The sequence below is a fragment of the Streptococcus sp. oral taxon 431 genome (assembly GCF_001553685.1).
Lineage (GTDB): Bacteria > Bacillota > Bacilli > Lactobacillales > Streptococcaceae > Streptococcus.
Genome location: NZ_CP014264.1, coordinates 578324 through 599860, shown reverse-complemented (window position 1 = coordinate 599860; position 21537 = coordinate 578324). Strand labels below are relative to the sequence as shown.

The following is a 21537-nucleotide window of genomic DNA, read 5'->3' as shown; positions in this document are numbered from 1 at the left end:
GGATGTGTTTAGTTTTCTTTAGAAAGCGCCGATACTTCCACCACCGCCACCGCCTGAGAAACCTCCACCAGAGCTACCATTTCCAGATGATACAGAGAAGGTACTTGCTGTATTTGCAACCGAAGTGTATTGATTAATGTGAGCAGCAGATGTATGAAACTGTTTATCCCATCCACAAGATACATAAAGATTCATAGTTTCGTTTTCAAGTTGAATATTGTGGAGCTTCATGATCTTATTCACTTTCTTTGCGTATCCATACAGAGTTGCATAGACCAAAAGACGATTCCAAAGTACAATGCTCTCTAGTTCTGCCTTATCAAGATGCGCAATATCACGAAGCATATTTTCAAAACTTGTCCAAAGGTAATAGGCTTCTGCCCCTTCTTCGTTTAAGACTCCATCACGAGATGGACCTCGAGTCACAAAATAAACTAAGGCACTGGCAAGTAAGCCTATTAAACCTAGGGAAAGTAAAGGAAGTGAAAAATAACCACGTGTTCGCAGACTATAGTAAAAAATGAGAAGGCCGATAAGTCCTGTTACAGCTGAACAGACTTTCATCCCATTCACAAGACTACTTTCTTTATCAGTCAAAGGACGATAATAGCTTGGAAGACGTAGAATTTTTACCTTGTCTCGAACACAACTTTGCATGCGTTCAAGTCGTCTCTCGAAGGAACGCTTGAGATGCAAGCCGAATTCGCGAATATGCTGCTCATCAGCTTCCTTAGCTCCATGGAATAGTCCTGAAGAAACTTGATACTCTGGAAAAAGGTCTGAAAGAGCTAGTTCTTTATTAGTTGAGAGAGTCATCCGCAAGCATTCTTTTTCAAAATTCGACAAGCCTTTTTCACTATTGATTTTTATCCACGGTTCTTCTTCACCCTGAAAAATGGATAAATGCCCTCGATCAACTAAGTCTAGCAAAGTCGCCTGAATCAATCGTTCAAAAGAGAATTTGCCAAACTTCTTCTTATTCAAGGGACTGATTTCCTCCAAGGAGGTAGAGTAAATAGCCTCCGCCAAAACCATTGGAGGTAGGTCCATTGGAGGTTCGTAGATTCGATGCTCCTTGGGATATACCTTTTTGAGAGCCGTATGTTTACGGAATGCTCGATAATACATGATGGTCATCATCAATAACACGATAAAGATTATTGGAAAAATCCACTGTATCATGAGACTAGCTTGCACTTTGCTAGCTTTTATTTCTATTTCAATTTTTTTAAAATCTCTTAAACGCTCTTCTTCCAGTCCTTGGCTTGGAGCTACCGAGAAAGCCTCCCTGGGCCAATAGGCATGTAGCTCAACTTGACGTTTTCTCGGAAGATTTTTCATCTTCACCCGATAAATATCATTTACTTTTTCGACACTACCCTCATTGAGGAGTTTTCCAGTATGAAAAAAAACTTTCTCTGCCGGACTATCTGAAGTTACTCGAAATTCTAAGTCTTTGATGTCTCCTGAACTATCTGTCAGTGGTTGCCAATTCAGCTCAGCAATATCCTGATATAAGAAAAGAAGATTTTTCAATTGCCAGGTAATGGTTACACGTACAGTATCTCCAGCTTTTCCTGGATTTAAAATGATTACTTGATAGCCTTTTCCATTTTCCTTTGTGTAGGAAAGGGCATCTTCTATAATTTCCCCATTCTTTGATACTAGCACAGTTGGATCATCATCAATCTCAAAGCCTTCTGGCATTTTTCCTGCTTTTCCTAGTCCGACCGATTGACCATTAAAATCGTCTTTAAAACGATAGGTGATTGTTTGTTGGAAAACTGCTGTATTATCTGCATGAATATTCAAATCTCCCTTGTAAGATAGAATATCAAAGTCTACAGCAAAAACCAGGCGCGGCACCAACAGCAAACAGGCAAACACCAAAGTAAATAGCCATCTTTTTTTCATCGTATACTCCCTTTCAAGTTTTTTCACTATTATATCATTTTTCACAAGTAAGGGTTTACTAAGATTGAAAAAGTTCCGCTTTTTCGATACAATAGAGAGAAGCAATTTTAGACTAGAAATAGGAGAAAACATGAAAAAATTATGCTTAACTATCCTTGCTAGCCTGGCCCTTACTTTAGGACTAGTTAGCCAGGTCCAAGCCGATGAATATTTACGCATCGGTATGGAGGCAGCCTACGCACCCTTTAACTGGACTCAAGATGACGACAGTAACGGCGCTGTCAAAATCGATGGAACCAACCAATATGCTAATGGTTACGACGTCCAAATAGCTAAAAAGATTGCTAAGGACCTAGGCAAAGAGCCCTTGGTTGTTAAAACCAAGTGGGAAGGACTTGTTCCAGCCCTTACTTCTGGTAAGATTGATATGATCATTGCAGGTATGAGCCCAACTGCTGAACGCAAACAAGAAATTGCATTTTCAAGCAGCTACTATACTAGCGAACCAGTACTTTTGGTCAAAAAGGATTCTGCCTATGCAAACGCCAAATCGCTAGAGGACTTTAGCGGAGCAAAAATCACTTCTCAACAAGGTGTTTACCTTTATGATTTGATTTCACAAATCTCAGGCGCTCAGAAGGAAACTGCCATGGGAGATTTCGCCCAAATGCGTCAAGCTCTTGAAGCTGGTGTCATTGATGCCTATGTTTCTGAACGTCCTGAAGCCCTAACTGCAGAATCAGCAAACGCTAAGTTCAAAATGATTCAGCCTGAACCTGGTTTTAAAACTGGTGAAGAAGATACATCTATCGCTATTGGACTTCGTAAAGATGATGACCGTATTAGCCAAATCAACGCCAGTATTGAAACCATTTCTAAAGATGAACAAGTTGCACTCATGGATCGTATGATTAAAGAGCAACCAGCAGAATCTACAACGACAGAAGAAAGCAACAGTAATTTCTTTGGTCAAGTCGCTAAAATTCTGACTGAAAACTGGCAACAACTCTTGCGTGGTGCTGGTATTACCCTTCTAATTTCCATTATCGGTACCATCGTTGGTCTCGCTATCGGTCTTGCTATCGGTGTCTTCCGTACAGCACCTCTATCTGAAAACCAATTTATCTTTGGCATCCAAAAACTAATCGGTTGGATTCTCAATATCTATATTGAAATTTTCCGTGGGACACCTATGATTGTACAATCTATGGTTATCTACTATGGAACTGCTCAAGCTTTCGGAATCAATCTAGACCGTACGCTAGCTGCTATCTTTATCGTTTCGATCAACACTGGTGCCTACATGACTGAAATCGTCCGTGGTGGTATCCTAGCTGTTGATAAGGGACAATTTGAAGCGGCAACTGCACTTGGCATGACTCATAACCAGACCATGCGTAAGATTGTTTTGCCTCAAGTTGTTCGAAATATTCTACCAGCGACTGGTAATGAGTTCGTCATCAACATCAAGGATACTTCTGTATTGAACGTTATCTCTGTTGTAGAACTTTACTTCTCAGGAAATACAGTAGCAACACAAACCTACCAGTACTTCCAAACCTTTACCATCATCGCAGTTATCTACTTTGTCCTCACCTTCACAGTAACGCGTATCCTACGCTTCATCGAAAAACGTATGGATATGGATACTTATACAACAGGTGCTAACCAAATGCAAACGGAGGATTTGAAATAATGAGTCAACCAATCCTTGAAATCAAACACCTCAAAAAATCCTACGGGCAAAACGAGGTCCTAAAAGACATCTCTTTAACTATTCATAAAGGAGAAGTGATTTCTATCATCGGTAGTTCCGGTAGTGGTAAATCAACTTTCCTACGTTCTATCAACCTTCTCGAAACACCAACTGAAGGTGAAATCCTTTATCACGGTGAAAACGTACTTGAAAAAGGGTATAACCTCACTCACTATCGTGAAAAACTAGGCATGGTTTTCCAATCCTTTAACCTCTTTGAAAATCTCAACGTTCTTGAAAATACGATTGTTGCACAGACTACTGTCCTCAAACGTGAACGATCAGAAGCAGAGAAAATTGCTAAAGAAAACCTTGAAAAGGTTGGAATGGGAGAGCGCTACTGGCAAGCTAAACCAAAACAACTTTCTGGTGGTCAAAAGCAACGTGTAGCCATTGCTCGCGCGCTTTCTATGAATCCTGATGCCATTCTCTTTGACGAGCCTACTTCAGCCCTTGACCCTGAAATGGTCGGTGAAGTTCTAAAAATCATGCAAGAACTAGCTCAAGAAGGCTTGACAATGATCGTTGTAACCCACGAAATGGAATTTGCTCGTGACGTATCACACCGTGTCATCTTTATGGACAAAGGTGTGATTGCAGAAGAAGGCAAACCTGAAGATTTATTTACAAATCCTAAAGAGAAACGTACAAGAGAATTTTTACAACGCTATTTAGGATAAGATAAAAGCGGTTGGATAAACCTCTTAAACTAAGAGTTGTATTCCTTTTCAATCCCCAATCAACATTGAGTCAAAGGCTCATGAACATAAAAATCAAGGTCGGAGTTTTTTATTCCGACCTATTTTTATATCTTCGATGCCATCTTCTGCTTTCTGAGCAAGTATTGCTTGTAGCTATATTCCTAATCTTTTATTTGATTTTCATGAGTGATACTCAATGAAAATCAAAGAGCAAACTAGGAAGCGAGCCGCAGGCTGTACTTGAGTACGGCAAGGCGAAGCTGACGTGGTTTGAATTTGATTTTCGAAGAGTATGAGATCACTCAGCTCCCTGTCAACCTAGTTCATCCTGATAAATAGATTTGTTGAGTAGGTCATAGCATGGCTATTTCTCCATTCCATAAATAAAAGCAGACCCTAATTAGAGTCTGCTTGTATCCAAAGATTAATCTTCAAATTTTTCATGATTTTTTTCATAGAAATCAATTAATCCAAGGGCTGTTTCAAAGGAAATATTTTTAACTTTTGCACGTCCTTGAGCTAGAGCAATGATAGACATTTCACGTGCATTCGTTTCTTTAGAAATACGATAACCAGTGATCTTCTTATCACGAACCCAGCTAACAACTGATTCTACTTTTTCAAAGTTAGTCTTAGCCATGTTTTTCTCCTATTTTATTCTTTACGATATTTAATTGTATACGTTTTTATGGCATTTGTCAATAAAAAAACATATATCCAATCAAATAAGACGTTAAGATTACATTTACTTAGCTTTCAAAGCCGATAATATATGGGTTCGTATATCTTCAACTCCGTTAGGATTTGCTGGTAAGAAAATTGTATTATTACCTTGTTTTTCTGCAAAATTATTCAATGTATCTAAATACTGGTTAGTTAACAAGATTGACATGATTTGCTCTTCAGTTAATTCAACATTGGCTCCTTTTAACTCTTTAATAGAATCAGCAAGTCCATCAACAATTGCTTTTCGTTGCTCTGCGATCCCCACACCATGTAAGCGATCCTTTTCTGCCTCTGCTTCGGCCGCTGTTACGATCTTAATTTTATCTGCTTCGGCCAATTCTTGTGCTGCTACTCTCTTACGTTGAGCAGCATTGATTTCATTCATCGATTGCTTGACTTCCGCATCCGGCTCTACTTTGGTAATGAGCGTTTTGACGATAATGTACCCATACGTTGACATTTCTTCCGCTACTTGTTTTTGAACTTCTAATGCAATTTCATCCTTTTTCTCAAACAATTCATCCAAAGTTAACTTAGGAACTGATGAGCGCAATGCGTCTTCAATATAAGATTTGATTTGAGCCTCAGGTCTCATTAGTTTATAGTAAGCATCTGTAACATTTTGTTCATTTACTCGGTACTGTGTCGCAACATTCATCGTCACAAATACGTTATCTTGAGTCTTGGTTTCCACAACGATTTCACTTTGCAAGAGACGCAGTTGTACACGAGCTGCAATTTTATCAATTCCAAATGGTGCTCTTAGGTGAATACCACTATTGCTCAATTTTTGATACTTACCAAATCGTTCAATGATAGCTACTGATTGTTGTCGAACAACATAGATTGAGCTCATTAATATAGCTCCCACAATAAGCATTAGAATAATTAGAACAAGTATAACTTTTAAAACCATGGGAATCTCCCCCTTTCTTCACTTACATTATAGCACTAGTAAATAGGTTAGGCAAATAATATGATAAAAATTTCATAGCATATTAAACAAGCATATTATATAGGGTCTCATTCCCATTCAAGTTAATATAAGACGGGTCGAATTTTTCCATCCGGTGAATCAATCCAGCATAATCATGTTTATCAGCAAGTGCAATCCCTATTAGTACTGGACCAGTTCCCTTGCTAGCTCGTTTGATATATTCAAAACGAGTAATATCATCATGAGGTCCTAAGATATCATTTACAAACTCTCGAAGTGCTCCCGGACGTTGTGGGAAATTCACTACAAAGTAATGCTTGATACCATCATAAATCAAGGCACGTTCTTCCATCTCTGGCATACGGTTGATGTCATTATTCCCTCCAGAAATGATACAACAAATAGTCTTGCCTTTAATATAATCGGATAATACTTCTAGAGCTGCAACACTAGCAGCACCCGCAGGTTCTGCTACGATACCTTGTTTAGAGTAGAGATCAATTAAGGTCTCAGAAATCAAGCCTTCATTTACTCCGATAAGAGTTTCTACATGTTTGCGTGTTGCTTCATAGGTCAACTGTCCTACCTTTTGCACTGCAATTCCATCCGCAAACTTATCAATTTCTTTAAGTTTAACCGGTCCTCCAGCTTCAAAGGCAGCCTTCATAGAACGAGCACCTTCAGCCTCTACTCCAATGACCTCAATCTGAGAATTTGTTTCTTTAATATAAGTAGAAACACCTGAAATGAGACCTCCGCCTCCAACAGGTACCAAGATAGTATCAAATTCAATAGATTCTTTACGAGCTTCTTCTAAAATTTCATAGGCTACCGTACCCTGACCAGCTTGAACATAGGGATCATCAAAGGGGTCAATAAAAGTACGATTTTCAGCTACAGTAAAGTCTTGAGCAGCCTTGGCTGAAGCATCAAAAGTATCCCCTACTAATTTGATCGTAACAAAGTCTCCTCCAAAGAAACGAACCTGACCAATTTTCTGTTGAGGTGTCGTAATTGGCATAAAGATTGTTGCAGGAATCTTCATCTCATTACATGTGTAGGCAACTCCTTGAGCGTGATTTCCCGCTGAAGCACACACTACACCACGTTCACGCTCCTCTTTTGTCAATTGGGAAATTGCGTAATAAGCCCCACGAATTTTAAAAGAACGGACACGTTGAGCATTTTCCTTTTTAAGATAAATTTTCGCTCCGTATTTTTCGGATAAATAATGATCGTAGTCAAGTGGCGTATTGGCTACTACACCACTCAAAACCTTGTGGGCTTTCACCACATCTTTTGCACTTAGCATAATCTCCTCCTAGATGAGTTTTCAAGATAAAAAACGAGTTAGGTTCCCCCCAACTCGCCTTCTGTTTATATTCTTAAAAATTAGTTGTAGATCTTGAATGCATCATCGTCGTTTTTACCGACAAATGGCATTGCTTTACGCAATTCTGCACCAACTTTTTCAATTTCAAGGTTAGCTGCTTGTTCACGGTAGGCAGTCAATTTTGGACGTCCAGCTTTGTAGTCGTTTACAAAGTCGTTGGCGAATTTACCATTTTGGATGTCCGCAAGAACTGCTTTCATATTTTCTTTGACTTGTTCAGTGATTACACGTGGACCTGAAACATAGTCACCATATTCAGCAGTGTTTGAAATTGATTGACGCATTTTCTTGAATCCACCTTCGTAGATCAAGTCAACGATCAATTTCATTTCGTGAAGAACTTCAAAGTAAGCCAATTCTGGAGCATAACCAGCTTCTGTCAAGACTTCGAAACCAGCTTCGATAAGAGCAGTCAAACCACCACAAAGAACTGCTTGTTCACCAAACAAGTCTTCTTCAGTTTCTTCTTTGTATGTTGTTTCAAGAAGACCTACACGCGCTGCACCAACACCTTTACACCAGTCCATAGCGATGTCTTTAGCATTTCCTGTAGCATCTTGGTAGACAGCGTAAAGCGCTGGAACACCAAATCCTTCTTCGTAAGTACGACGTACCAAGTGTCCTGGTCCTTTAGGAGCACACATGAAGACATCAACATCTGCAGGAACTTTAATGAATTCGAAGTGGATGTTGAAACCATGTGCAAAACCAACTGCATTTCCAGCTTCCAAGTTTGGTGCAATTTCTGCTTCGTACAATTCTTGTTGGATTTCGTCTGGAGCCAAGATCATGATAACATCAGCCAACTTAGTTGCTTCTGCTACTGTGTATGTATCAAAACCATCTTCTTTTGCTTTGTCAAAAGATTTACCTGGGCGTACACCGATGATCACATCACGACCTGAATCACGCAAGTTTTGAGCGTGAGCATGACCTTGTGAACCATAACCGATAACGGCGATTTTTTTACCGTCAAGTGCTGCTACTTTTACATCTTTTTCGTATTCCATTTGAACTGCCATAGTTTTTTCTCTCTTTTCTATTTTTATTGCCTATTAGGCTAGTTTAACAAATTGAGGTTGGATTTTTAGTCGCGGGTAAATCCAGTTGCACCCGTACGAGCGATATTCTTTATACCGTAAGGTCGAATGACTCGAATCAAAGCTTCACTCTTTTCTGCATTCCCAGTCATCTGAATGGTAATGGAACTTGGAGCTACATCTACTACTGTTGCACGGAAAGGTTGGATAATAGCCAAAATTTCTGCACGTTTTTCAGCAGGCGCTGAAACCTTTATAAGAATTACTTCTCGTTCTAAGTGGGGCTGATCCGTGATATCACGAATACGAATCACATCAATCTGACGATTAAGTTGTTTGATGATTTGCTCCACCTCATCATGTGATGCAACATCGATGATAATGGTAATCCGTGATACATTAGGATTTTCCGTTGCGCCAACAGAAATGCTTTCGATATTGACTTGACGTCTCGATAAGACTCCTGTGAAACGATTGAGAACACCTGAACGGTTTTGAAGTTTGGCTGTTAACATTCTACGCATTAAACTTCACCCCCAACATCTCATGATTACTCTTACCAGCTGGTACCATCGGTAAAACATGTTCTTTCCGAGAAATGTCTACTTCAATAAACATTGGTTCATCTTCCATGATGACTTCCAAATCCTTCTCAAGAGTTTCAGGATTATCAAACTTATAATTCTTAATTCCATAGGCTTGAGCCATCAATTGGAAATCTGGAAGGCTATCAAAGACTGACTCTGATGTTCGACCATCGTAGAAGGCTTCTTGCCATTGACGAACCATCCCAAGTGAATGGTTATTAAGCATGATGACCTTGATTGGAATCTTGTAGATATTCAAGATTGCCAATTCCTGATTAGTCATCTGGAAACCACCGTCTCCGACAAAGAGAACAACTTCTTTATCTGGATTAGCAATCTTAGCTCCAATAGCTGCTGGAACTCCGAATCCCATTGTTCCTAGACCACCTGATGTTACCAATTGACGCTCGTTTTGGTAAGGATAGTATTGAGCTGTCCACATTTGGTGTTGTCCAACGTCTGTTACGATAATGGCATCGCCATTGGTCAACTCACCGACGCGTTCAATAACTGCTTGAGGTTGAACCACACGTTCTTTCTTATCATAAGAACGAACACGATTCTTATCTTTGGTAACTTTTTCAATCCATTTTTCAGTATTGTTACGAACGATTGGCTCAGCTAGTAACTGCTGCAAGGCCTTTTTCGCATCACCGACAACTGGAATATCAACTGCGATAATCTTACCAATCTCTGCTGGATCGATATCGATATGCGCTACTTTAGCATTCTTTGCAAAGGTCTTAGGATTTCCTGTTAAACGGTCATCAAAACGACACCCAATAGAAATCATAAAATCAGCTTCAGTCATGGCGATATTTGCTGCAAAGGAACCATGCATTCCACCCATTCCCAAAAACAGTGGATGGCTAGTTGCAATTGTTCCCTGTCCCAAAAGACTTGTCACAACTGGAATTTGATAACGCTCTGCAAATTCATTTAACTCTGCTGCAGCCTCAGCGTAACTAATCCCACCCCCAGCTAGCAAGACTGGTTTTTTAGCCTTAGACAATTGCTTCAAGATTTTCTTGATTTGCATATCATTTGGCTCAAGTGTTGGCTGATAACTTGGTAAATCTATCTCTGGAGAGTAAATGAAGTCTGTCTCAAGCGCAGAAACATCTTTTGGTAGGTCAATGACGACTGGCCCTGGACGACCTGTAGTCGCAATATGCACAGCTTCTGTAATAATTCGCGGAATATCCGCAGTTTCTCGAACCTGATAATTGTACTTAGTGATTGGCATGGTTATACCAACGATATCAGCTTCTTGAAAAGCATCCTTACCGATTCCCGCTCTTGCAACTTGTCCTGTGAAGACCAAAAGGGGAACACTATCGCTCATAGCATCTGCGATCCCTGTAATGGCATTTGTAGCTCCTGGTCCGCTTGTGACGACTGCAACACCCAGTTTTCCTGTTGACTTAGCATAACCTTCAGCTTCGTGAAGACAGCCCTGCTCATGGCGACCTAGAATATGGCGGATTCCCTTAAAATTATAAATAGCATCATATAAAGGAAGTACTGCTCCACCAGGATAACCAAAAATCGTGTCGATTCCTAAGTCGCGAAGTGTTTCCAAAACAAGATCCGATCCCGACTTAGGTGAGTCTAAAATGATTTTCTCCATCGTTCCCCTTTCTCTTCTCTTAAAAATAGCTTGTTACTATAATACCATTTTTTCAAAAATTTTCAAGAGAAAAGAGCAAATTTTCTGAATTTTCTATCTAGATACTTTACAATATTAAATGAATTAGAAAGTTTATACGTATTTATATTTTTTGAATAGAAAAAAGGTTGAGACAAAATGTCCCAACCTTTTGATTCTTTACTAATTAAAGTGAGTTAACGTCAACCTTGATACCAACACCTTGAGTAGTTGTGATTGTCAAGCTTGTTACGTAAGTTCCTTTAGCAGTAGCTGGTTTAGCTTTTTGGATTGTTTCGTTGAATGCTTTGAAGTTTTCAACCAACTTGTCAGCTTCAAATGAAACTTTACCGATGATCGCTTGTACGATACCTGCACGGTCTGCACGGTAAGTGATTTTACCACCTTTAGACTCTTCAACTGCTTTAGCAACATCCATTGTTACAGTGCCAGTTTTAGGGTTTGGCATCAAGTTACGAGGTCCAAGGACACGTCCAAGACGTCCAACAAGAGCCATCATGTCAGGTGTAGCGATAACTACGTCGAAGTCCAACCAACCGTCGTTGATTTTAGCAACAAGGTCATCTTCACCAACAAAGTCTGCACCAGCAGCTTTTGCTTCTTCAGCTTTTGCACCACGTGCAAATACAAGAACGCGAGCTGTTTTACCAGTACCGTTTGGCAATACCATTGCTCCACGGATTTGTTGGTCAGCTTTTTTAACGTCAATGTTCAAGTTGTAAGCAACTTCTACAGTTGCATCAAATTTTGCAAAGTTAGTTTCTTTTGCAAGAGCTACAGCTTCTTCTACGCTGTATGCTTTTGTGCTGTCGATCTTCTCAAGAGCAGCACGAAGTTGTTTGCTTTTTTTAGCCATTTTCTATTCTCCTTGTAAGTGGTTCAATCGATTTTCATCTCCCACGTCACTTCTCGAAATGATGAAGTCTTGCGGGTTATATAGGGATGTTATTGATTAGTCAACAACAGTGAATCCCATAGAACGAGCAGTACCTTCGATCATACGCATTGCAGACTCAATGTTTGCAGCGTTCAAATCTGGCATTTTAGTTTCTGCAATTTCTTGTACTTGTGCACGAGTAACTGTAGCAACCTTAGTTTTGTTAGGTGTACCTGATCCTTTTTCAACACCTGCAGCTTTTTTCAAAAGAACAGCAGCTGGTGGTGTTTTTGTAACGAAAGTAAATGATTTGTCTTCGTATACTGAGATAACAACTGGAATGATCATACCAGCTTGGTCAGCAGTACGAGCGTTGAACTCTTTTGTGAATCCCATGATGTTGATACCAGCTTGACCAAGAGCAGGTCCAACCGGTGGAGCTGGTGTAGCTTTACCAGCAGGGATTTGCAATTTTACAAGTTTTTCGACTTTTTTAGCCATTTTTAAATCCTCCTTTGTGGTTTTGGCGGTAATTTAGAGATTTTTACCTCCCACAAGTATGCTTTACACATACCCATCTATTATACACTATTTTTAAAAAATTGCAAGAGAAATTTTTATTTTTGATATTTCTTTATGTTACACCTTTTTTTGGTGCAATTAATCTTCAAAATCTTCTACCATGATGGAAAGAATTCATTCGCTCAAAGTCAGTACAAAACTCAAGCCCTTTTCAGTAGCACCGCTTTCCACAAATCCAAGAGACTCAAAACATCTTATAGAGATACGATTGAAAGTGTAGATTTCTTGAACGTTCAATTTTTTCCAACCCTTTTGCCGAGCTAGATCAATCAAAGTCTTCAATACCTTGCGTCCAAGTCCCTGATGTTGATAAGTCGGATTGCCAATCACAATAGGAAGATTCTCCTGAGATAAGGTTACATCCCCAATTGGAAGCCACTCTCCCTTTTCTCGAAACTCAATCCAGAACAAATGCCCGTGACTCTCTAAATAGGAATACATAGCATTTAATTTTTCTGAACTATAAGGTATTCTAATACCGTCTACAAGTTCCACCAAATCCACATCTTGATACCAGGCCAAAGCTGCATCCTGATGATCTGCTAAAAAATAGGGAACTAAACGTAAGGAATCATCTATCTGAATGATTTTTGTCATCATTTTCTACTCCTAATACTAGCTCCACTGCTTGATTAAAACCATCACACCAGTTATACCATTTTGCTTCATACTCATCTTGAGGTAAGATATGATTTTTTAAATCAAGAACAGAGTATATCTTTCTTTTCTCACAAGCTTGCGCATAGAGATGATATAGTTCATCACCTCCATCTCTATCAAACTCAGCAGAAATTGTATCCTGGCCTACCAACAAAGCCTGATAAGCCCTGTGATGGCCATCTGTAATCAAGAAGCAATTTCCAAATGCAAGAACGATAATTGGATTGATATTGGGCTTTTCTTTCGACTGATAAAGCATCTGGATATCTTGTAACTTCTTTTCTGATAAGTATAGTTGAGTTGGATGAAGATCTTTTATGTTGACTTCCATTTTATCTCCTCAAGAAGGGGCAATTCCTACTTCTGCTTTCCTTTGAAGCGCCATTGAAAACGCAGTTTATCGTAGAAAGGAAACTCCATAAACAAAACTCCTAGGCCTACACAAAGGCTGGCAATCACATCTGATGGGTAGTGAACTCCCAGATAAATTCTTGATACCAATACACTGACTAAGTAAATGCCAAGTCCGATTTGCACGACTTTTCTCCAAGTTGTATTCTTAATCCGTTGGCTCAAAATCACAATCAAAGATCCTACCATGAGCGTCACAGCTAGAGAATGTCCACTAGGAAAAGAAAAACCTTTTTCCTCTACTAGATGTACTATTTCTGGTCTAGGTCGTTGGTAGATATTTTTAAAAGTTACGATTAAGATTCCAGCTAGAGTCAAATTACCCAGCATGAGATAACTTTCCAGTTTCCATTGCTTACGGTAAAAAATAAAAGCTACAATGAGAACCCAAGTGATAATGACTGGGATATCAATTAAATGTGTGATTGTTCTGAAAAGAAAGGTCAAGGAAGCAGGTAAGTCACCTCGAATAGCAGTCTGGATTGGTTGATCAAAGCCAATCAGCATATTAGGGTAAAACTTGACAATATAACCTAAAATTACAAAAAGCAAAAGGGCAAAAGAGCCCTTCATCAAATATGTTTGTTTATCTTTCATAGTATTTTAAAGTTGGTTTCAAAAGGACAAATAACAACCAGAAAGAGATGGCAAAGATAATACCTTCAATCAGATTAAAAGGCAAGACCATAGTCATCAGGTAGTTGCTCAATCCTAAGATTTTCTCAATATCAAAATTAGCAAACTTAGCGTACAAAGGAACAGCATAGACGTAGTTCAGAACTAGCATAGCTAGAGTCAAACCAAGCGTACCAGCTAGTGAAGCTAGGACGAAACGCATGGCTGTTCGCTCTTTTTTCCAAATCAAACCAAAAGCAAGCACAAAGACTCCCAAGGCAACAATATTCATCGGTAAACCAATATAGGTACTAACCCCTTGATTGTTCAAAAGGATTTTCAACAAGGACCGAAGGAAAAGCACTCCAAAAGCTGCTGGTAAATCCAAGACTACCAAGCCCACAAGGACCGGTAAAATACTGAACTCAACCCTCAAGAAGGATGCCGCTGGCAAAAGCGGAAAGTCAAAGTACATCAACACAAATGAAAGCGCTGATAGAATTGCAATGGTCGAAAGTCGACGTGTGTTTGTCATAACAGGTTCCTCCAATTTTCTATAAAATCAGAAGAAGTTGGAAAGGATTCCTCTATCTACCCTCTATTTTTATATTCCAAAAGTTTCCCCTCACTCTGTTTAAGCAAGCGGTTGCAATTTACCTATAAAAAAATCAATTAGAATAGACAAAGTCATTCTTTCGTCTTCTCCCATCCAGACTATACTGTCGGTTGTGGAATCTCACCACATCAGCTTGCGCTCGCGGACTTCTTTTAGAGTAAGGAAATGGAGATTTTTCTTTTAGACTAGGCGACAAGCTGTAGGCATAACTTTTGGTTAGGCAAAGCTTGGCAACAAAGTATAAAAGGAAAAGAACATTTCCGAGTAAAAGTCACCGCCGGTCGGGAATTACACCCAGCCCTGAAGACCCCTTTATGATAACAAGAAAAGCTTGCAAGCGCAAGCATTTTATCTAAGTGTTTATTTCAATTTATCTGTTTCATAAGTATGAACCAGTTCGAGGCCCACAAAGTTTTGTTGTCGGAGAGCCTCATAGACAATCATACATACTGTATTAGATACATTCAGGCTACGAACATGTTCATCATTCATCGGAATTCTGAGAGCCTTTTCTGGATGCTCACGCATAAATTCCTCAGGCAAGCCCTTATCTTCACGTCCAAAGAGAAAATAGTGATCTCCTTCTGTCGTGAAATCTGCATCTGAATAGACTTTTTCTGCAAACTTGGAAATCAGGTAGAGCTGACCATCCATTTTTCCCATAAAACCAGCCAAGCTATCATAAAAATGAATCTCAAGCTTGTCCCAATAATCTAGACCTGCCCGCTTCATCTTACGATCATCAATAGGAAAACCCATCGGTTTGATAATATGAAGGGGCGCATTCGTTGCTGCGCAAGTACGAGCAATATTACCCGTATTTTGTGGAATCTGGGGTTCAAATAATACAATATGATTTGTCATGCCTTGTTTCCTCTCACTAGTGCAAAAAAATAGCCACACTGCCCGGAGTCAAGCTCAGCAAACAGCGTGGTTAAGGCGTCGTTAACTTACCTCACAACAGGTTTGAAGTAAATCAGCGAAACTACTGTTTTAGTATATCACTTTCAGCTTGATTGTCAATAGAAATGACTTGATTTTTTCAATTTTTTTACAAACATATTTACATTAGTTAAAAATGCTTCTATATTCATTAGAATTAGACGAAAATAGCTGATTTATATCTTAAATTTTGAACAAGTAAGATTATTAATGAGACAATTTTCCACCCTAATAATGAAAAGAGTCGGTTGCCGAGTGCATTTTATTCTAAAAAAGAGTATGATAGATACATATTGAAAAAGTAGGTTATATAACATGAAGATTATTCTTGTCGGAGGGGGGAAAGTTGGTTCTGCCCTTTGTCGTTCACTTGTCGCTGACAATCATGATGTTGTCTTAATTGAACAGAACGAAACAGTTCTTAACTACATGACAAGCCGTTTTGATATTATTGGAATTGCAGGTAATGGGGCTGACTTTGCCATGCTAGAAGCTGCCAATGTTCAAGACTGCGATATTTTCATTGCTATGACTCAATATGACGAAGTCAATATGGTCTCTGCTGTCTTAGCTAAAAAGATGGGGGCTAAAGAAACCATCGTCCGTGTCCGCAATCCTGAGTATTCCAACCCCTATTTCAAAGAAAAAAATATTCTCGGATTCTCTCTCATTGTCAATCCTGAACTCCTTGCAGCTCGTGCCATTGCTAATATCATCGATTTCCCAAATGCTCTTTCTGTTGAGCGTTTTGCAGGTGGTTTGGTTAGTTTGATGGAATTTGTTGTCCGTAAGGATAGCAACATCTGTCAGATGTCTATCGCAGACTTCCGGAAAAAGTTTGGTAATGTAATCGTCTGTGCTATTGAGCGAGATCATAAGCTCATGATTCCAAGTGGAGACATGGTCCTCCAAGACAAGGATCGGATTTTTGTTACTGGCAATCGTGTAGACATGATGCTTTTTCATAACTATGTCAAATCTCGTGTCGTTAAAAGTTTACTCATTATCGGAGCTGGGAAAATCGCCTACTACCTCGTTGGTATTTTAAAAGATAGCCGTATTGATACCAAGGTCATTGAGCTCAATCCAGATCGCGCAGCATTTTTCAGTCAAAAATATCCAAAACTCTATATTGTACAAGGAGATGGAACTGCAAAAGATATTCTCCTAGAAGAAAGTGCCCAACACTACGATGCTGTCGCAACCCTTACTGGAGTTGACGAAGAAAACATTATTACATCTATGTTCTTGGATAGTGTTGGTGTTCAGAAAAACATCACTAAGGTCAATCGAACTAGTCTCTTAGAGATTATCCATGCACCTGAGTTTTCTAGTATCATCACACCGAAAACCATTGCTGTAGATACTATCATGCACTTTATCCATGGTCGTGCCAATGCCCAATATTCAGATCTTCAAGCGATGCACCACCTAGCAAATGGACAGGTTGAGACTCTTCAATTCCTTATCAAGGAAGCTAACAAAATGACTGGCAAACCCTTGTCTCAACTTAAATTCAAAAAAGATTTGTTGATCGCTGCTATTATTCGTAATGGGAAAACAATCTTCCCAACAGGTGAAGATAGCCTTCAAGTCGGTGATAAGTTAGTTGTCATCACACTACTATCAAATATCACCAAGATTTATGATCTGTTAGAGAGGTAAGCTATGAATAGAAGTATGGTACGATTTCTTCTTGCAAAGCTACTCTTGATCGAGGCTGGTCTACTTTTAGTTCCAGTTAGCATTGCTCTTTATTATCGAGAATCGAGTCAAGTTTTTACAGCTCTTTTCTCTACCATCGGGATCCTTGTTGTTCTAGGTCTTCTTGGAATCATCAGCAAGCCTAAAAAACAGCGAATCTATGCAAAAGAAGGGGTCTTAATTGTAGCCCTCTGTTGGATCCTCTGGTCATTCTTTGGTGCCCTTCCCTTTGTCTTTTCAGGGCAAATTCCCAATATGATAGACGCCTTCTTTGAGATTAGTTCTGGCTTCACAACAACGGGAGCAACCATTTTAAATGATGTTTCTGTCTTAAGTCGTTCTCTTCTATTTTGGAGGAGTTTTACCCACCTCATCGGAGGAATGGGGGTACTGGTTTTTGCCCTAGCTATTATGGACAATGCTAAAAATAGTCACCTAGAAGTTATGAAGGCTGAGGTCCCAGGACCAGTATTTGGCAAGGTTGTATCTAAGCTAAAAAATACAGCCCAAATCCTTTACATCCTCTACCTGGCTATGTTTGCCCTCTTTGTGGTTATTTATTACCTTGCTGGTATGCCACTCTACGATAGTTTTGTTATCGCTATGGGTACTGCTGGTACTGGTGGATTTACTGTTTATAATGACGGAATTGCCCACTATCACAGTTCTCTCATCACCTATCTGACAAGTGTCGGGGTTTTGATGTTTGGTGTCAATTTCAATCTCTACTACTACCTCATGCTCCGTCGTATCAAGGAATTCTTTTTTGATGAAGAACTCCGAGCATATCTCTTGATTGTAGCCATATCTACTGGTCTAATCACACTCAACACGCTTCACCTCTATAGCGGAGTTTCTCAAAGTTTTGAGATGGCCTTCTTCCAAGTATCTAACATCATTACCACTACCGGTTTTGGATATGGAGATATCACGAACTGGCCTTTGTTCTCTCAATACATCTTGCTAATGCTGATGGCAATCGGTGGTTCTGCTGGTTCTACCGCTGGTGGTCTCAAGATCATCCGTGGAGTCATCCTGTCTAAAATTGCTAAAAATCAAGTCTTGTCTACCATATCACCTCACCGTGTGTTAACCCTTCAGGTTAATCAAACGGTTATTGATAAGGATACCCAGCACAAGATCCTGAAGTATTTTGTGGTTTATATCATGATTCTACTCAGTTTGATTTTCATCGTCAGTTTAGATACCAATAATTTAATGGTTGTCACGAGTGCTGTTTTCAGTTGTTTTAACAATATCGGTCCTATTTTAGGAACAACTGCAAGTTTCTCAATTTTTAGTCCATTTTCAAAACTTCTACTATCCTTTGCAATGATTGCAGGACGTCTTGAAATCTATCCAATCATACTGCTCTTTATGAAGCGAACTTGGTCTAAACGTTAGAACAATCGGCTCTTTGTCAACTGTAGTGGGTTGAATAAAAGCTAACATCTGGAGAGGACAATCGTTGTCCTCTCCATTTTTATATTCAGAGCGATGAAAATTCGTTTCTTAAAGTTGTCAAAGTTCCTAAAACCAAAAGCATTTCGTTTGATGAGTTTAATGAGATTATTAGTCGCTTCCAATTTAGCGTTGGAATAAGGTAATTGAAGGGCGTTGACGATTTTCTCCTTGTCCTTTAGAAATGTCTTAAAGACAGTCTGAAAAAGAGGATGAACCTTTTTTAGATTGTCTTCAATAAGTCCGAAAAATTTCTTAGGCTCTTTATTCTGAAAGTGAAAAAGCAATAGTTGATAGAGATCATAGTGGTGTTTCAAGTCTTCGGAATAGCTTAAAAGCTTGTCTAGAATCTCTTTATTCGTCAAGTGCATACGAAAAGTAGGGCGATAAAATCGCTTATCACTCAATTTACGGCTATCTTGTTGGATGAGCTTCCAGTAGCGCTTGATAGCCTTGTATTGATGGGATTTTCTATCGAATTGGTTCATAATTTGAACACGAACTCGACTTATAGCTCGGCTTAAGTGCTGAACAATGTGGAAACGATCAAGTACAATTTTTGCATTAGGAAAAAGCTGTTTAGCCAAGTTATAGTAAGGATTAAACATATCCATAGTAATGATTTTCACTCGACATCGGACCGCTCTATCGTAGCGCAGAAAGTGATTGCGGATGATAGCTTGTGTTCTTCCCTCAAGAACAGTAATGATATTGAGCTGATCAAAATCTTGTGCGATAAAACTCATCTTTCCCTTGGTAAAGGCATACTCGTCCCAAGACATAATCTCTGGAAGACGAGAAAAATCATGCTTAAAGTGAAAGTCATTGAGCTTACGAATGACAGTTGAAGTTGAAATGGATAGCTGATGTGCAATATCAGTCATAGAAGTCTTTTCAATCAACTTTTGAGCAATCTTTTGGTTGATAATATGAGGAATTTGATGATTCTTCTTAACGATAGAAGTTTCAGCGACTATCATTTTCGAGCAATGATAGCACTTAAAACGACGCTTTTTAAGAAGAATTCTGGTAGGCATACCAGTCGTCTCGAGGTAAGGAATTTTCGACGGTTTTTGAAAATCATATTTCTTCATTTGACCTCCGCACTCAAGGCAAGATGGGGCGTCATAGTCCAGTTTAGCGATGATTTCCTTGTGTGTATCCCTATTGATAACATCTAGAATCTGGATATTAGGGTCTTTAATATCGAGTAGTTTTGTGATAAAATGTAATTGTTCCATATGATTCTTTCTAATGATGGTTTAGTCGCTTTTCATTATAGATCTTATGGGACTTTTTTTCTACACAAAATAGGCTCCATAATATCTATAGGGGATTTACCCACTACAAATATTATAGAGCCGAACAATCAACTTTACACCCTATCTCTCCTCTTCAAGGAACCCTTGAAGGGGGATTTTTTAGTTTCAAAAGACAAGACAGCTCTAAAAATCGACAATTGGGAATTTAAGGATTTTTCTCTCCTATCTTTTAGCTATAATAAGAAAAAAATATAGGGGATACTTTATGGAAAAAGTCATAAAATCAATTCGACTACTCTTGTTCTTTGCCTTAATCCAACTGGCATTTTGTAGTTGTATCTTTTGGTCTGGAACCTCTCTAGCCCTCAAACAATCCTGTTTTTATTTTCTACTGGCTTTATTGGGCTTATCTGGGTCTTGTGCCTTTATGCATTATTTATCTAGTCACAACCTGAAAAGAGATAGACTGATTGATAGGAGTCGCTTTATCTTTTTATTTTATAGTATGATGATTGTGGTCAACCTCTGCGGGGTTGGACTGGTTCTATCAGATACTATCGTTACTGTCAACTTACTTCAAAAAAAAGCTGTAGAACTCATCCTCCCCTCCTTCTTTTTTCTCTTTGGAGTTGATCTTATTACCTTTCTCCCCTTGAAAAAATGGAAAAGGTTGCAAAAAAATTCCAGTAGCAAGGAAGTGAGATTTTCCATCATCATTATTTCCATTTTAATCTTCCTACGTAATCCAATCACCATTTTATCCATCGCTTTTTATATTGGCCTTGGCGCTTTATTTCTCAGTTTTTTATTCCCAAAAAACTTAAGAGAAGAGGTGTCATTCTACAGTCATTTGATTCGGGATATTCTATTTGTCGTCTGTACCTTCCTCTTATGGTAACAAATAGAATCCTTGCAATAATTATGTTATAATTAAAAAAAATTTTAGGAGATACATCAATGAACTTTTTTAAAGATTTTCGTAAACGACTCGCTTGGTTTGGGATTTTGTTAGTAGCTATCTTTCTATCTCAGACTCCTATGCTAACTCTAGCTATACTAACTAAAATTCAGTTTAATCCAATCTGGTCAACAATTCTTGTGTCCCTTATTTCGATTCTTGTACTTGCTATCTTTTTATACGGAGCCCATAAGAGCAAGTTGCTGGATTTAAAATCTAAACTTCTCACCATTAACGATCTTCCTCGCATTGTCTTAAGCTATCTAGCTATTTATGTTGGAAATCTTGTGGGTGGAATCTGGTTACAACTCGTGAAACAAACAACAACTGCTAATCAACAAGTAATTAACAACCTTGTTTCTGAAAGCTCTCTGATTAGCAGTTTCTTCCTCATCGTTTTAATCGCACCTATTTGTGAAGAAATCATTTGTCGCGGGATTATTCCTACCAAACTCTTCCAAGGCTACGAAAAGTTTGGCTATGTCATTGGTTGGCTAATCTTCCTCCTTGCACATATGCCTTCTAATCTCCCTTCCTTCTTGATTTATGGTTGGATGTCAGCCGTCCTCACTTGGACTGCTTATCGTACCAGACGTTTGGAAATGTCTATCTCGGTCCATATGCTACTTAATAGTATCAGCTTCATCTTACTGGCACTCTTCACAATTTTTATGAAAAATTTCGGTATCTAATACCCAACTATTCATTCCTTTAGGCTAGATCAAT

General features: G+C 38.9%; 21 protein-coding genes and 1 riboswitch. Of the genes, 6 read left to right on the top strand and 15 right to left on the bottom strand.

Annotated features, from left to right (window positions below; genetic code table 11):
• Positions 1-18: 18 nt before the first annotated feature.
• Positions 19-1914, bottom strand: coding sequence for a DUF2207 domain-containing protein (locus AXE83_RS02895; protein WP_060955357.1), 1896 nt, complete (start codon positions 1912-1914; stop codon positions 19-21).
• Positions 1915-2044: 130 nt separating this feature from the next.
• Here AXE83_RS02895 and AXE83_RS02890 point away from each other — a divergent pair, with 130 nt between their 5' ends.
• Positions 2045-3610 carry an ABC transporter substrate-binding protein/permease gene (locus AXE83_RS02890; RefSeq protein WP_045763619.1) on the top strand — a complete coding sequence of 522 codons (1566 nt, stop codon included), beginning with the start codon at positions 2045-2047 and terminating at the stop codon, positions 3608-3610.
• The gene (locus AXE83_RS02885; RefSeq protein WP_060955356.1) at positions 3610-4350 is read left to right on the top strand and encodes an amino acid ABC transporter ATP-binding protein; all 741 of its coding nucleotides are present in this window, start codon (positions 3610-3612) and stop codon (positions 4348-4350) included. Before AXE83_RS02890 ends, AXE83_RS02885 begins: the two co-directional genes overlap by 1 nt.
• 445 nt (positions 4351-4795) lie before the next feature.
• On the opposite strand, the gene AXE83_RS02880 is transcribed toward AXE83_RS02885, so the two are convergent.
• The 13 genes from AXE83_RS02880 to AXE83_RS02820 form a co-directional block, all read right to left on the bottom strand.
• On the bottom strand, positions 4796-5011 hold the full coding sequence (locus tag AXE83_RS02880) for a capsule biosynthesis transcriptional regulator (RefSeq protein WP_001140700.1): 216 nt from the start codon (positions 5009-5011) through the stop codon (positions 4796-4798).
• Between the two features lie 105 nt (positions 5012-5116).
• Positions 5117-6013: an SPFH domain-containing protein gene (locus tag AXE83_RS02875; RefSeq protein ID WP_000243418.1), complete on the bottom strand. Its 897-nt coding sequence runs from the start codon at positions 6011-6013 to the stop codon at positions 5117-5119.
• A gap of 82 nt (positions 6014-6095) precedes the next feature.
• Positions 6096-7346: a threonine ammonia-lyase IlvA gene (ilvA, locus tag AXE83_RS02870; protein WP_060955355.1), complete on the bottom strand. Its 1251-nt coding sequence runs from the start codon at positions 7344-7346 to the stop codon at positions 6096-6098.
• Between the two features lie 80 nt (positions 7347-7426).
• Positions 7427-8449, bottom strand: a complete 1023-nt coding sequence (gene ilvC / locus AXE83_RS02865) for a ketol-acid reductoisomerase (protein ID WP_045763621.1) — start codon at positions 8447-8449, stop codon at positions 7427-7429.
• A gap of 65 nt (positions 8450-8514) precedes the next feature.
• Positions 8515-8991 carry an acetolactate synthase small subunit gene (gene ilvN, locus AXE83_RS02860; RefSeq protein ID WP_001253809.1) on the bottom strand — a complete coding sequence of 159 codons (477 nt, stop codon included), beginning with the start codon at positions 8989-8991 and terminating at the stop codon, positions 8515-8517.
• Positions 8984-10684 carry an acetolactate synthase large subunit gene (locus AXE83_RS02855; RefSeq protein WP_060955354.1) on the bottom strand — a complete coding sequence of 567 codons (1701 nt, stop codon included), beginning with the start codon at positions 10682-10684 and terminating at the stop codon, positions 8984-8986. Before AXE83_RS02855 ends, ilvN begins: the two co-directional genes overlap by 8 nt.
• A 205-nt stretch (positions 10685-10889) precedes the next feature.
• The gene (gene rplA / locus AXE83_RS02850) at positions 10890-11579 is read right to left on the bottom strand and encodes a 50S ribosomal protein L1 (RefSeq protein WP_001085672.1); all 690 of its coding nucleotides are present in this window, start codon (positions 11577-11579) and stop codon (positions 10890-10892) included.
• A gap of 96 nt (positions 11580-11675) precedes the next feature.
• A complete protein-coding gene (gene rplK, locus AXE83_RS02845; RefSeq protein ID WP_001085808.1) occupies positions 11676-12101 on the bottom strand; it encodes a 50S ribosomal protein L11 in 426 nt (141 codons plus the stop codon).
• Between the two features lie 195 nt (positions 12102-12296).
• Positions 12297-12779 (bottom strand): GNAT family N-acetyltransferase, encoded by a 483-nt coding sequence (locus AXE83_RS02840; RefSeq protein ID WP_060956360.1) that lies wholly within the window; start codon positions 12777-12779, stop codon positions 12297-12299.
• Positions 12754-13173: a ParB/RepB/Spo0J family partition protein gene (locus AXE83_RS02835; RefSeq protein ID WP_060955353.1), complete on the bottom strand. Its 420-nt coding sequence runs from the start codon at positions 13171-13173 to the stop codon at positions 12754-12756. The genes AXE83_RS02840 and AXE83_RS02835 overlap by 26 nt, the downstream gene beginning before the upstream one ends.
• 26 nt (positions 13174-13199) lie before the next feature.
• The gene (locus tag AXE83_RS02830) at positions 13200-13850 is read right to left on the bottom strand and encodes a phosphatase PAP2 family protein (protein WP_060955352.1); all 651 of its coding nucleotides are present in this window, start codon (positions 13848-13850) and stop codon (positions 13200-13202) included.
• Positions 13840-14403 (bottom strand): ECF transporter S component, encoded by a 564-nt coding sequence (locus tag AXE83_RS02825; protein WP_060955351.1) that lies wholly within the window; start codon positions 14401-14403, stop codon positions 13840-13842. The genes AXE83_RS02830 and AXE83_RS02825 overlap by 11 nt, the downstream gene beginning before the upstream one ends.
• A gap of 158 nt (positions 14404-14561) precedes the next feature.
• Positions 14562-14796: riboswitch (FMN riboswitch) on the bottom strand.
• A 48-nt stretch (positions 14797-14844) separates the two neighbouring features.
• On the bottom strand, positions 14845-15348 hold the full coding sequence (locus tag AXE83_RS02820; protein WP_060955350.1) for a tRNA (cytidine(34)-2'-O)-methyltransferase: 504 nt from the start codon (positions 15346-15348) through the stop codon (positions 14845-14847).
• A 393-nt stretch (positions 15349-15741) separates the two neighbouring features.
• Between AXE83_RS02820 and trkA the strand changes: the two genes are divergently transcribed.
• Positions 15742-17091: a Trk system potassium transporter TrkA gene (trkA, locus tag AXE83_RS02815; protein WP_060955349.1), complete on the top strand. Its 1350-nt coding sequence runs from the start codon at positions 15742-15744 to the stop codon at positions 17089-17091.
• A 3-nt stretch (positions 17092-17094) separates the two neighbouring features.
• Positions 17095-18534 (top strand): TrkH family potassium uptake protein, encoded by a 1440-nt coding sequence (locus AXE83_RS02810; RefSeq protein WP_060955348.1) that lies wholly within the window; start codon positions 17095-17097, stop codon positions 18532-18534.
• A gap of 41 nt (positions 18535-18575) precedes the next feature.
• Here AXE83_RS02810 and AXE83_RS02805 read toward each other — a convergent pair whose 3' ends face one another.
• Complete coding sequence (locus tag AXE83_RS02805; protein WP_037612702.1) at positions 18576-19832, bottom strand: ISL3 family transposase; 1257 nt, start codon at positions 19830-19832, stop codon at positions 18576-18578.
• 286 nt (positions 19833-20118) lie between these two features.
• Here AXE83_RS02805 and AXE83_RS02795 point away from each other — a divergent pair, with 286 nt between their 5' ends.
• Both AXE83_RS02795 and AXE83_RS02790 read left to right on the top strand, forming a co-directional pair.
• Entirely contained in the window at positions 20119-20751 is a 633-nt protein-coding gene (locus AXE83_RS02795) for a hypothetical protein (RefSeq protein WP_060955346.1), read from the top strand.
• A 59-nt stretch (positions 20752-20810) separates the two neighbouring features.
• Positions 20811-21503, top strand: a complete 693-nt coding sequence (locus AXE83_RS02790; protein ID WP_060955345.1) for a CPBP family intramembrane glutamic endopeptidase — start codon at positions 20811-20813, stop codon at positions 21501-21503.
• The last annotated feature ends 34 nt before the right edge of the window (positions 21504-21537 follow it).